This is a genomic window from Pedobacter heparinus DSM 2366, assembly GCF_000023825.1.
Classification (GTDB): Bacteria; Bacteroidota; Bacteroidia; order Sphingobacteriales; family Sphingobacteriaceae; genus Pedobacter; species Pedobacter heparinus.
On record NC_013061.1, the window covers coordinates 3771463 to 3784919 of the forward strand.

The 13457-nt window shown below is 41.3% G+C and carries 10 protein-coding genes and 1 tRNA gene; 1 reads left to right on the forward strand and 10 read right to left on the reverse strand.

Annotation, left to right across the window (positions count from 1 at the left end; translation table 11 throughout):
- Positions 1–115: 115 nt before the first annotated feature.
- Positions 116–931, forward strand: coding sequence for a helix-turn-helix domain-containing protein (locus PHEP_RS15760; protein WP_202901252.1), 816 nt, complete (start codon positions 116–118; stop codon positions 929–931).
- A gap of 167 nt (positions 932–1098) precedes the next feature.
- Here PHEP_RS15760 and PHEP_RS15765 read toward each other — a convergent pair.
- The 10 genes from PHEP_RS15765 to PHEP_RS15810 all read right to left on the reverse strand — a co-directional run bounded on the left by PHEP_RS15765 (position 1099) and on the right by PHEP_RS15810 (position 13456).
- Positions 1099–1178: transfer RNA gene (locus PHEP_RS15765), tRNA-Leu, on the reverse strand.
- Positions 1179–1223: 45 nt separating this feature from the next.
- A complete protein-coding gene (locus tag PHEP_RS15770) occupies positions 1224–1523 on the reverse strand; it encodes a DUF3817 domain-containing protein (RefSeq protein ID WP_015808974.1) in 300 nt (99 codons plus the stop codon).
- Positions 1524–1641: 118 nt separating this feature from the next.
- Positions 1642–3381: a RagB/SusD family nutrient uptake outer membrane protein gene (locus PHEP_RS15775; protein WP_015808975.1), complete on the reverse strand. Its 1740-nt coding sequence runs from the start codon at positions 3379–3381 to the stop codon at positions 1642–1644.
- 11 nt (positions 3382–3392) lie between these two features.
- Positions 3393–6725: a TonB-dependent receptor gene (locus tag PHEP_RS15780; protein WP_162141661.1), complete on the reverse strand. Its 3333-nt coding sequence runs from the start codon at positions 6723–6725 to the stop codon at positions 3393–3395.
- 202 nt (positions 6726–6927) lie between these two features.
- Complete coding sequence (locus PHEP_RS15785) at positions 6928–8067, reverse strand: FecR family protein (RefSeq protein ID WP_015808977.1); 1140 nt, start codon at positions 8065–8067, stop codon at positions 6928–6930.
- A gap of 112 nt (positions 8068–8179) precedes the next feature.
- Positions 8180–8755, reverse strand: a complete 576-nt coding sequence (locus PHEP_RS15790; RefSeq protein WP_015808978.1) for an RNA polymerase sigma factor — start codon at positions 8753–8755, stop codon at positions 8180–8182.
- Between the two features lie 109 nt (positions 8756–8864).
- Positions 8865–9401 carry a Fe-S protein assembly co-chaperone HscB gene (hscB, locus tag PHEP_RS15795; RefSeq protein ID WP_015808979.1) on the reverse strand — a complete coding sequence of 179 codons (537 nt, stop codon included), beginning with the start codon at positions 9399–9401 and terminating at the stop codon, positions 8865–8867.
- Between the two features lie 3 nt (positions 9402–9404).
- Positions 9405–10739 (reverse strand): RIP metalloprotease RseP, encoded by a 1335-nt coding sequence (gene rseP, locus PHEP_RS15800; RefSeq protein WP_015808980.1) that lies wholly within the window; start codon positions 10737–10739, stop codon positions 9405–9407.
- A gap of 36 nt (positions 10740–10775) precedes the next feature.
- Positions 10776–11927: a 1-deoxy-D-xylulose-5-phosphate reductoisomerase gene (locus tag PHEP_RS15805; RefSeq protein WP_015808981.1), complete on the reverse strand. Its 1152-nt coding sequence runs from the start codon at positions 11925–11927 to the stop codon at positions 10776–10778.
- Positions 11924–13456 (reverse strand): GH3 auxin-responsive promoter family protein, encoded by a 1533-nt coding sequence (locus PHEP_RS15810; RefSeq protein WP_015808982.1) that lies wholly within the window; start codon positions 13454–13456, stop codon positions 11924–11926. The genes PHEP_RS15805 and PHEP_RS15810 overlap by 4 nt, the downstream gene beginning before the upstream one ends.
- Position 13457 lies beyond the last annotated feature (1 nt).

Consider the following 13457-nt stretch of genomic DNA (forward strand, 5'->3'; position numbering starts at 1 on the left):
CTTTGCTATTTATACTGCAAAGTTATAAGTATTAAAAGAGCGTTATGTTACATTTATAGCGCAATTAATTTCAAATATTACCTATTTTTTGAGCGATTTCTTATATTGTATGAATATGTCAGAAAATCAAAAGGTTATACTATATAAAACGGGATCAACTGCTCAATTTCCGGAAGATTTCCAAACACGGTTTCACACGCATATTTATTGTCAAAGTGGAAGCATAAAATTTGTTTTCAATGGGAAGCATTACCATTGTAAAAAGGGAGAATTTATCTTTTGGCTCGCAGGTCTTGATGTGGCGGACTTATCATTTTCAATGAATTTTAAAGCAACACTCTTGTTTGTGGACAGTGATTTATTGAACGCAAATTTACCAAGTGCGAATGCGAGTATAGACAGCTATATACACTCCAAAGAAAATCCGATTTTGCACCCGGAAAAAAAGGACAAAGAGAGAATTTTAAAAAATTTTCAGTTGCTGTATGATAAATCCCGGGAAACAGACCACCGATTCTTTGAGGAAGGGCTGAAACTACAAATGCAGCTATTTATTTTAGAAATGTGGCACATTTTTGAAGATGAACTCGATAGACGAAAACGTAGTATGCAAAGCGGAACATTGTACGAACGGTTTATGCAGCTAGTACAGGAACATTGCATAAGAGAACGCGAAGTAAGGTTTTACAGCGATAAGCTGAACATCACACCTAAATATCTCAATTATATTTGCAAAGCCAACACCCGGATTACCGCTTCAGAATGGATACAGCGATATGCGAAAGAACGGATAGTACTTTTGTTAAAAAACAAAAATCTGAATATTTCTGAAATTGCCGATGAAATGAATTTTTCAAGCCGTTCGTTCTTTACCCGCTATGTAAAAAAATGCTTAGGCGTTACCCCGAAGGAATATCGGGAGCGAGTATGAAAATTTGTTCTAACATAATCTCCTAGTCCCCCGTAATCACAAAAGCCTTCAACAGGAATACTTTGAACAAGGCTGAGATAGCATAGAGGGCCGATTTAACATTAAAAATCCGTACTTTGCCTTGTTCAAAGTACGGATTATACCCTAAGCATGCATACTTAGAACAGTACCCAGCGCCGGAGTCGAACCGGCACGGTTTCCCACAGGTGTTTGAGACCAGCGCGTCTACCAATTCCGCCAGCTGGGCATTTGCTTGATTAGCGGGTTGCAAATGTATAAATTGAATAACTAATTACCAAGATTTATTTGAATTATCTTCTTTAAGCTTTTTATCTACCCAGAAAGGAGCAAAAGGAAGTAGCGAAGCTACACCAATTAACGCCGATTTCTTAAAACTCCATTTGTATTCCATCCAGGCCATAATTAACAGTACCACATACATCATAAACAGCACACCATGCGCCCAGCCTGTATATTTAACTGCCAGAGGCATTTCTGCCCAATATTTTAAAGGCATGGCAATAAATACCAGCAATACATAAGAAATTCCTTCGGCTACGGCAACTTTTCTAAAAATAGATAATGTATTCATACAATTGATTTGATGCCGAAAATACCTCAAATAAACATTGTAAAAAAGGCCAAAGGCGCTTTTTTACAATGTTTTAACAAGTTTAAACCTGGAAAAACCATGGTTAACTGCCGGAAATTTACCAGCCTAAATTTGGAACAAGACTTGGGTTCCTGTCTCTTTCAACTCCAGGAATTGGCCACAAATAATGTCTATCCTCAAATTTGGCTGTATAAAGCTTATTGCCTAAGGCATCCTTTACATCCTTGTTCATTAAACCTTTTGCCAGTTTCCACCTGATGAGGTCGTAATACCTTAAACCCTCTGCAGGAAACTCTACTGCACGTTCCTGCATGATCCGCTTAAATACAGCATCGTGGTCTCTTGCTTCAAGCCAGGCCGGTCCGCTGTTGATACCAGGCATATTGGTAGATGGTCTTTTACGTACCATATTGATGTATTTTACTGCATCATTTATATTTCCGGCCTCATTGTAACATTCGGCCAGCATCAGCAATACATCGGCATATCTGATGATCGGAAAATTAATAGGCACATGGTCCCTATTGTTCGGTGGTAATTTGCCGCCCATATCTCCTTCAGGTACAAATTTCCTGAACAGGTACAGATAATTGCTTTTATACCTGTTGATGACGATAAAGCCGTTTACAGTAGCCACGTTTGGATTGTAAACAAACTCCGTCATCTTATTGGCATTACCTATAAAGCCAAGGTAATTGGTATAAGGCAAAATAATGGTCTGCTTCATCCTCGGGTCCCTGTCTTCGTACATGGCCAGCAATTTGGCCTTGTTTTTAGGATAAGCTGCTACGGTCTTAAAATCAGCAGATAAGGTAGCCTTCAATGTTTCTTCCCTAACGGTATTGCTGCCATTGTAACCTGGAATATAATTGTCCCAGTTAAAAGGATGGCCATCTTTGGTCTCATAGCTGTCCACCAGCTCAACAGAAGGCATCACATTATTCCAGCTGGTTCCTAAAGTTGCATTGGAGCCCATATAATGGGCATAAGGCATACCAGCAAGAAAGCCCACTTCAGAATAGGTTTGGATGGCAAAGATCATTTCACTGCTCTCATCTCCCCCTGGTAGAAACAAGCCTGCATAGTCTGGATACAACTGGTATCCATAACCTTTACCACTCGGATCAAGCACAATTTCTTCAAAATCCTTAGCGGCCAGATCGTATTGTTTATTGTATAAATAAACCTTTCCCCTGAGGGCATAAGCTGCACCTTTAGTGGCCCTGCCATTCTCGGCCGGGGCCTGTTTGGCAGGAAGTACATTAATGGCATCTGTTAAATCCTTTAAAATAAAGTTCCTGGTTTCCTGAGCAGTTGCTCTTGGCTTTTTAAGCTCCATGTAATCTTTGTCGTAATCGGTAGTTTCATCATACAAAGGGACGCCGTCAAAATGGGTGAGCAGGAAATTATAAAATAAAGCGCGCAGAAACTTCGCCTCTGCCGTGATCTGCGATTTCAATGCATCATCGAGTGAAGATGCAGCAATGCTTCTGATTGCTTTGTTGGCTCTGGCAACGCCCTCGTAACTGTTAGACCACCTGTCTGTTACATAGCCGGTACGGGAAGACCAGGAGCCGTTACTGATTTCTCCATACCCGGCATCATCATAGCCAATGCCGATATCGGAAAGGCAATCCATACCAAAAAACTTATTGTAAGTCTGACTTAAATTCAGGGCTGCATAAACTGCTGCAATCCCCTGACGGGCCTGTGCAGGGGTTTTCCAGAACAGATCGGTATTCAATTTATCCTGAGGAGCCACATCCAGCTTATAACAGCCAGGCAATACTGCTGTCAGGCCAAGTAAAATTGCCAGTAGATATATATTCTTTTTCATCTGTTTTATTATTAAAAAGTTAAATTCATTCCAAAAACAGCTTGTTTTACGTTCGGATAAGCCATGCCGGAAACTTCCGGATCTAAACCTTTATACTTGGTAAAGGTGAAATAATTTTCAAGTGTGGCATAAAAACGGATCTTTGAAGCTTTGAGTTTTGACAATACATTAGATTGTAATGAATAGCCCAATTGAATATTCCTGATCTTCAGGAAAGACATATCCTGTACCCAAAAGTCGCTGGAGCGGGTATTTCTGTTGTCGTTTAGCAGCAACCTTGGATAGGTAGCCGTTGTAGTGCGCCCAGGATACCATCTTCCATCTGCTATTTCCTGATTTATGATGCGGGACCACCTCAGCACGGGGTTGTAATAATCATTTTGAAAATAGGTTTTTATTCCGCCTACTCCATCAATCATTGCTGAAAAATCGAAGCCTTTATAATTGGCCCCTAAAGTGAAGCTATAGAAAAACTGCGGATTAGACCCTTTTCCTACATTGGCCCTGTCGTTATCATCTACAATTCCATCGCCGTTTACATCTTTAAACAGGAAATCTCCAAGTTCGGGTTTTCCATACGGAAAAGCATTGAGCCTTCTCTTCTTGGTTGGATCTGTTTCAGGATCATTCGGATCAAAGGGGGCATTGGCAATTCTGTCTGCTACCCATTGTACATCCTCTGGCGTCTGTATGATTCTATCTACCAGTAAAACGTATTGGGTATTGATAGGTAATCCTTCCTTAATCATTGAAGTTCCCGAAAGCGAATATTCACTTCCTTTAAATTTGAGTACCTTATTTGCATTAAAGGTGAAATTAGTACCTACAAAATAACCTACTTCGCCAATTTTATCTTTCCAGTTTAAGCCCAGCTCTATTCCCCTGTTTTGTACTTCGGCACTGTTTTGCGGCGGTATAGAAATGGTACCATTAACCAATGGGGCAGGCAAGCTGATCAATATGTTTTTGGTGAGTTTATTGTAGGCATCCAGATTACCCGACAAACGGTTGCTAAAAAGACTAAAATCAAGTCCCAAATTGGTTACATAGGTAGATTCCCAGGATAAACCGAGGTTAGGGAACCTGGTTTGATAAAAACCATTTACCGGCGCATTGTTAAAAGAATACAGGACAGACGACAACACAGAAATAGACTCGTAATCGCCCACTGCATTGTTACCTAAAGCACCATATGAGGCCCTGAATTTTAAATCATTTAACCAGGTTGATTTCAGCGATTTCATAAATTCCTCTTCGGAAATTCTCCATCCTACAGAAGCTGAAGGAAAATTTCCCCAGCGGTTGGCCTGCGTAAACCTGGAAGATCCATCTCTTCTGATGTTCAGTTCCAATAGGTATTTGGAATCCCAGGCCATATTCAACCTTGCAAAATAGGAATGCATGGCCCAGTCTCCATCCAATGTACCTGTTGCTGTAGCCACGCCGGTAGCCCCGTTAAGTTGCGTAAGGTTCTCATCGATAAGCCCTTGTTTGGTTACCGCCAGGTTTTCAGCAAGATACCTTTCCTGACTTCCGCCAACCATTAATTTCATGTTCAGCTTATCCAACGTTTTTTCATAGGATGCATCAAAATCCATAAAGTTCCTGACATTATTGATGTCCTGTTTCTGAACATATAAAGCTACCGCACCAGGTACCAGAATGGTATTGGTCTGGAAATTCCAGCGGTCGTTTTGCGTGGGAATTGTAGTAATTTTATTGTCAAACAAGTTATAGTTATAAGAGGCATTGACGTTAAGCCCCTCCATAGGATTTACGTTTACATAAAACCGGCTGACCAGGGTATTCGTTTTATTAGTCCCTTTAACCTGGTTCACATAAAAAATAGGCGACAGCGCGACAGAGTTTTCTTCCGAATTATTGGTTCCGCCATATCTGCCATCCGGATGTCTTGGAACTACGGTTGGTACGGCAAGAATGGAGTTGATGAACATACCTTCCAATTGCTGACTTCCCCTATCCTTTGTAGAATAAGTTCCGTTTAAATTCATACCTACTTTTAACCAGCTTGTAGCCTGTAGCTGGGTATTAGACCGGAGGCTGTACCGCTGAAAGCCGGTATTTTCTATCATTCCAGGATTATTGGCATAATTGAATGACATAAATGAAGTGAGCTTATCTGTACCACCCGATACCGAAACATTATGGTTTACGGCTGTTACGTCTCTGAACAGGCCATCTGCCCAATTGGTATTTGGCCAAAGCAGTGGATCGCCACCTGCATTGTCACGCCATTTCTGGATGTTTGCTTCGGTAAATACCGGTGCTACAGCCGAATTTTTTGCAGCTTCATTCAGCAGTTCCATATACCGTACACTGTTGTCTACCAATGGCATCAGGTGTCCTACTGACTGCATGGTGGCATAACCATCATAACTGATGGAAAATTTACCTTTTACACCTTGCTTGGTGGTAATCAACAATACACCATTAGCTGCCCGGGAGCCATAAATTGCAGCTGAAGAAGCATCTTTCAATACCGAAACAGAAGAAATGTCCTGAGGTGAGACTCTCGAAATGTCGCCTTCCACTCCATCAATGATCACCAAAGGGGCAGAATTGTTCAGTGTTCCCTGGCCTCTGATGAGTAGTGAGGCATTGCCACCCGGATCTGCATTTCCTGATTTCACGTACAAGCCTGGTGCAAGTCCGGTAAGTAAAGAAGAAACATTGGTAATTGGCCTGGAATCGGCAACTTTAGCAATGTCAATGGAAGCTACTGCACCGGTCAGGTTTACTTTTTTCTGCGTGCCGTAACCTACCACCACCACCTCGCTCAAATCAGCAGATTCTGCTTTAAGCTCCACATTAACAACATTGCGGCTGGCAACAGCTACTTCCTGGGTAGCCATGCCCATATAGCTAAAAACAAGCACCGCATTGTCTTTATCAATGCTGATGGAATACTTCCCGTCGCTGTTGGTTACTGCCCGTTTGCCGGTACCTTTTACTTCGATATTTACACCAGGTATGGAAGTTCCCTTTTCATCTGTTACGATACCGGTAATGGTACGCTGCTGGATATTGACCAGGACAGGACTGTTGTTCTCTTTTTTTACGATCACCGTATTGCCATTTAGTACATAGCTCAGGCCCTGCCCTTCAAAACAGAGTGCCAAAATTTCTTTCAGTCCTTTTTGCTTTACGCTAATACTAACAGGATGGGCATTTTTTAGCTGGCTTTCTGTAAAAAGAAAATCGACATCTGTTTGCTCTTTGAGTAGCCTAAACACTTCTTTAAGCGATTTTTGCGTTACATTGAGACTGGCCCTTTGGGCCAATGCGTGATTGGCATTTGCAGAAAAAGCAAATACCAAACTCATTAATAACATTAGCTTTAACATCATAAGCTGTTTTAAATAGCGCTGCCAGAAAGCTGGGGCGCTTACCCTAAAATTTTCATACATTTGTATATGGTTTAAAAAAATGAATAACGACGTTTATTAAGCCTAAAAATGTTCTCAGAACATTTTCAGAAGCCTGATGTGCAGCAACACAAAAGGCTTTTGTTTTTTAAGTAAGCTTCTAATACATAATGGTAACGCTCCTTTCTTTTCTTACAATTTTCACATTAACCAATTGTTCTATATAGGCCAATAACTCATCTATGCTTTTCTCCCTTGAAAAGGTACCCCCCAATTTATCCTGATTCTTAGGCTTTCCGATGATCTTATAATCAATGTCGTACCAACGGGAAATTTCATTCATCACTTCTTCCAGGCTCAGGTAGTCGAAAGAAAAATATCCTTTTTTCCAGGAAATAGCGTTATTTACATCTACCTTAAGTTTCTTCATCTCGGTTTCCGATTTTCGGTAAGCCTGTTCTCCGGGAACCAGGTTCATATACCTGTTGCCCTGGTGACTGACCTCTACACTACCTTCAATTAAAGTTGTTGCAGTTTCTGCACCTTTATAGGCAGAAATATTAAACTCCGTACCGGTAACGCGAATATCCATACCCTCACTTTCTACCACAAAGGGCAGGTTCACATTTTTTGCAACATCAAAATAAGCTTCACCAACAATCCTCACCCTTCTTTCCTTACCTGTAAACCGGTTAGGATAAAACAGTTTGGTTTCTGAATTTAACCAAACATTGGTCCCATCTGAAAGTGTAATCTGGTACTGTCCGCCCCTTGGAATAGAAAGTGTATTTTCTACTATTTTAGCAGAAGAGAGGTTATTCCCAGCATTATACTGAATGAGTCCGCCCGCTATTTTACTGATTTTTACATCGCCTGAATGCCCCAGTATACCTGCTGCCTGATCGTCCAGATCAATCACTTCTCCGCTTCCCAGTTGCAGAGTAGCTGCCTTTGTACCTGGTTTTACAGCCTTAACAGAAGTCTGCAGCACTTTATTTTCTTTGTGCCCCGGCAAAAACCACCAGCCAATTGCCAAAGTAAGGAGCAACGCAGCCGCAGCAGTTAGCTGGTAAACCGGCATCAGCCATTTCTGCTTAAGGGGTTTGGCAGCACCGATCTTATCCTCTATCTTATCAAAGATCTCTTTCCGGACTTCTTTTTTATGTACTTCATCCTTCCAGTTCCAGCCACTTTGCCTGGAACGTTCATCCAGCCACTGTTCAACCCAGGCAGTCTCTTCCCGACTGCTTGTGCCATTCAAATATTTCTCTATGAGTGCATTTATGCTCTCCTTATTCATATTGATCTTCTTTAATGAGACAATCTTTCCATTTCTTGTCTAACGGAACGTAATTTCATTAAAGAGTCTTTTTATGGAGTTTGGGGGTATACCTTTTTTAAAAAAAATATTTTTACTGAAATAAAAAGCAAAAGATAAACAATACATGGAATTTGGAAAGCCCGAGGCGCAAGTGCCTTAAAGAATAATTGATCTGTTTTTTAACAGTCTGGTCGCTCACCTCCATCAAAGCAGCAATTTCGCGGTTAGACAAACCTTCCTCCCTACTTTTTTTATAGGTTTCCCTCATTCTTTCAGGCATTTTATCAATTTCCTGATTTACAAATATTGCCAGCTCATTTTTGATGAGCTGATCTAATGCATTCGGTTCATGATCTTTTAGAAAAGTTATAAAACCATCTATCAGTTCGGTTTTGTGTGCGTGGTTACGAATATGACGGAGTGCTTTACGGCCAGCAATGGTTAAAGCATAAGCTTTAAAGGAATGGACGTGCCCCAGCTTCCCTTTCAGGTTCCAGATGGTTAAAAAAGTATCCTGAATAATGTCTTTTGCTTCGCTTTCATTATGGATAATCCGCTGAACATAAAGGAAAAGTGTTTCCCAGTATTTTTCATACAGGACTGTAAAGGCCTGGTAGTTTCCGGCGTTCAATTCCTCAAGTATTTTTTTTTCGTCAAGGCTGGTCATATCATTCCATTTGATAGCATGGGTACGTTACCGAATCGTAAGAATAAATATAACATTAAGTTTATAACTTAACCAAAATTTAAACAAAAAAACATATTGACATTCAAACTTAATGATCTGCCGCTGCTTTAGCGATGCTTTCCCAGATACGGATTAAATATTTATTCCGGTAATACAGGTCTTTGATTAGGCCAAGTACCCGCTCCTGTTCCTCAGCATCCAGTGTTTCAAAAGCAACGGTCTGCTTTAAAATGTCGTCAGCAATGGCCTTTTCAACCAGGTCGACTTCTTTGGTTAAGGAAGCCAGCTTAAGGGGGTCGGGATCAAACTGCAGGTCCATAAGCGTTTCATTGACCTCCATCATTTCCATTAAAAAACTTTGCGGCAGGATATAGTTCTCGCCCTCCTTTAAAAGCCCTTTTAACTCCAGTATATACTGCAGGCGTTTTTGCGGATCGCTCAATACCTGATAAGCTTTATTGTTGATGGTACTCAGTTCCAATACCTCTGCCTGCTTTTCTTCACTTTCATTGATGTAGAAATCCGGATGGTATTTTTTGCTCAACGCATAGAATTGCTGTTTTACAACAGTTACATCTGGATTAAAGCTCAGTGGCAGGCCATAAAAGCTAAAATAGTCTGTCATGCACTAATGCTTAAAGAAAGCTTTAAAGATATCATTCCCGAGCACAAATACCATCAGCGACAGCAGCATTACAAAACCTACAATCTGTGCACGCTCCATAAATTTATCGCCCAGGGGTTTTCCTTTGATCATTTCGATGATCAGGAACACCACATGTCCCCCATCTAAAGCCGGGATAGGCAATAAATTCATAAATGCCAGTGCAATAGATATAAAGCCTGTAGAAGCCCAGAACCTAGCCCATATCCACTCACCACCATAAACTTTACGTGCAATCTCTACCGGGCCTGAAAAAGCCTTGTTGGGTTTGATTTTCCCTGTAACTACCTTCCATATCCCTTTTGCATTGTCGCTAAAAGTTTTCCATGCCTGATCAATACCTACCGGTAAAGCCGCAAAAAAACCATATTTGAGCGTTTCTTCTTTGATCTCATTGGCATTAAAGAAAAGGCCCATTTTTCCTGCAGTATCCAACGCTACATTCACATCCAGCAATTGCCCGCTTCTGTTTATTTTAAAATCTACTGTCTTGCCTTTATATTTTGTGAGCTCTTCCTTAACATCTTCATCATATTTTACAGGTTTGCTGTGTACAGATACAATCCTGTCGCCAGCTTTTAAGCCGGCCTTATCAGCTGGCAAGCCCGGGGGCACGCTGTCGATAGTTGCAGTAAGCAACGGTTTACGGCTGATAAATGCCTCAATACCTAAGTCAGAAACTTTGTTCAATATGTTGTCGGGCACTTTAATATCAATGGTTTTATTGCCACGCACTACCGTAAGGTTGGTATTGCCCAGTAAAACTTTTGAACTGATCAGCTCTTCAAAACGAATTACTTTATTGCCATTTACAGCAATTACCCGATCTCCTTTTTGCAGACCGATCTCTTTACCTATACTGCCAGGGTTTATCCCGCTCACAACAGAACTATTGGCAATATAAGTTTCGCCATATTTAAAGGTCAGCATCCAGAAAATAAAAATACCAACCACTATATTTACAAATACACCACCAAGCATTACAATGAGGCGCTGCCAGGCAGGTTTTGATCTAAACTCCCAGGGTTGTGCCGGCTGTTGCATCTGCTCGGTATCCATAGATTCGTCTATCATCCCTGCGATCTTCACATAGCCACCCAATGGCAGCCAGCCAATGCCATATTCACAATCGCCCTTTTTAAAGCTAAACAGCTTAACACCCCATGCATCAAAGAACAGGTAGAATTTCTCTACTTTAATCCCAAAGGCACGTGCCGCCAAAAAATGTCCCAACTCATGTAAAATTACCAATATTGATAATCCCAGAAGTAACTGGGCCGCCATAATCAATCCACTCATATTTTTATTTTAATGTTCTGTTTAGATGCTAAAATTCTATTTTGTTACTAATTGGTCTGCTAATATACGGGTATACTGATCTGTTTCTAAATAATTATTCAGGCTGGGGCTCTCAATAAAACCAATATTATCCATACAGGCCTCAATTACATCACTCATTTGTAAAAACCCTATCCTGTCCTGTAAAAATGCACCCACTACCACTTCATTGGCCGCATTAATAATGCAGGGCATATTCCCTCCCTTCCGCAGCGCAGTATAAGCCAGGTCCAGGTTTCTGAATGTCTTTGAGTCTGCCTGGTAAAAGTTCAGTTCAGGATAATCAATAAAGTTAAAACGCTTAAAATTGCTGCTTATTCTGTCGGGATAAGCAAGCGCATAATGGATTGGCAGTTTCATATCAGGTAAACCCATCTGTGCCTTCATCGATCCATCGTTAAACTGTACCAGTGAATGCACAATAGATTGGGGGTGTACAATCACATCAATCTGATCTGCTTCCAGTCCAAACAGCCATTTGGCTTCTATCACTTCCAGTCCCTTGTTCATCAGCGAAGCTGAATCAATTGTAATCTTTGCACCCATTACCCAGTTGGGATGTTTTAGTGCTTCGGCCTTGGTAACCCCCATTAAAAAAGAATGATCTTTCCCTCTGAATGGCCCCCCGGAAGCGGTAAGATATATTTTTTCGACCGTATGGTTATTTTCGCCAACCAGGCATTGGAAGATAGCGGAATGCTCCGAATCTACGGGCACAATCTTCACTCCTTTTTCTTTTGCCAGACGTGTAATCAGGTCGCCCGCCACTACCAAAGTCTCTTTGTTGGCTAATGCGATATCCTTTCCTGCATTGATGGCTTCAATTGTAGGTCTTAAACCTACTGATCCTACGAGAGCGGTAAGCACCAGGTGTACCTCATCTAATGCTGCAGCTTCGCAAAGTGCTTCCTCACCAGCCAGCACTTTAATACCTGTACCAGAAAGTGCAGCTTTTACTTTTGCATATTTGCTTTCATCAGTAATTACCACCAGTACCGGATTAAACTTTAAGGCCTGCTCAATCAATAAATCAGTGTTGGACTGGGCAGTAAGTGCCAAAACTTTGTACAGGTCAGGATTACTCCCGATTACTTCTAAAGCCTGTGTACCTACAGAACCCGTAGCACCTAAAATGGATATATTTTTCAATTAATTCTCCTCTGTTCTTCGTCTTCAGGACGAGTTATAAAACTACTTAAGTCATCCGCAATCTTCCTGTCATTGGCCAGACGCGGAACTTTATTTTGTCCACCTAGCTTTCCCTGCACCTTCATATAGCGCACAAAAGCATCTTTTTGCAAAGACCGGATGATCAAAGGTTGCAATATTTTCCCTTCAATCAGGTCAAAATAATAAATATTCTTTTTCTGAAGGGCTTCGTCTACCTTTTTACTAAAGGCGGCCATGTCTTCAGGGAAGCTGGCAAACTCTACAAACCACTCATGATAAGGAAGTTCTCCTTTAGGGGTATTTACCTGGGGGGCAACTGTAAATTCGGTAATGCCTACTCCCTCTTCATTGGCAACTGAAAGTAAGGCATGCTCTACTTCCTCACCAATCACATGCTCACCAAAAGCCGAGATAAAATGTTTGATCCTGCCTGTTACCACAATTTTATAAGGATCTTTTGATACAAATTTCACAGTATCGCCAATCACATAGCCCCAAAGACCGGCATTTGTATTCAAGATCAGTACATAATTTACACCTATTTCTACCCCGGCAAGGCTTAAACGGCTGGGATGGTCATTATAAAACTCATCTGCAGGGATAAATTCGTAGAACATGCCTGCATCTGCCAGCAGCAGCAGGCCTTTATCGTCCTGCTTGTCCTGATAAGCAATAAAACCTTCCGATGCCGGATAAGTTTCAATAGCATCAATTTTACGTCCGATGCTTGCTTCAATTTTGGCACGATAAGGCTCAAAATTTACCCCACCATAAACAAACAGTTCAAAATTCGGAAAAATGTCTTTGATCTTTTTACCACCGGAGCGCGCAGCCAGCCGGTCAAAATACATCTGTACCCATGGCGGAATTCCGGAGATCAGGGTCATATCCTGATGGATCGTTTCCCCCACTATGGCATCCACCTTTTCCTCCCAGTCCTCGATGCAATTGGTCTGATAAGAAGGAAGGCGGTTTTTCTGCAAATAAGCAGGAACAAGATTGGCCACAATACCCGACAAGCGGCCTACATTTATACCATTCTTTTTGGTCATTACAGGGCTACCCTGTAAAAAGATCATCTTGCCATCAATAAACCGCACATTTCCGGTTTCATGCACATAGGTCAACAACGCATTTCGCGCTGCTTTAATGTGTTCCGGCATAGATTCTTTTGAAATGGGGATGTATTTTATACCCGATGTTGTTCCGGATGTTTTGGCAAAATACTGTGGTTTGCCCTTCCACATCACATCCTTTTCTCCGGCAACTACCCTGTCTATATAAGGCCTCAGTTCTTCATAATCCCTTATGGGAACCTGCTTTTTAAAATCTGCATAATCCTTTATCCCAGCAAATTTATGGTCTTTGCCAAAAGCAGTGTTTTTTGCAGCACCAACAATTTTAAGAAGGGTATCCTCTTGTGCTTTTATAGCGTTTTTTTTCCATCTGTTGATGCCTTTAATTACAAAGGCAGCAAATGGCTTGCTCAATGCAGCTTTTAATCCCATA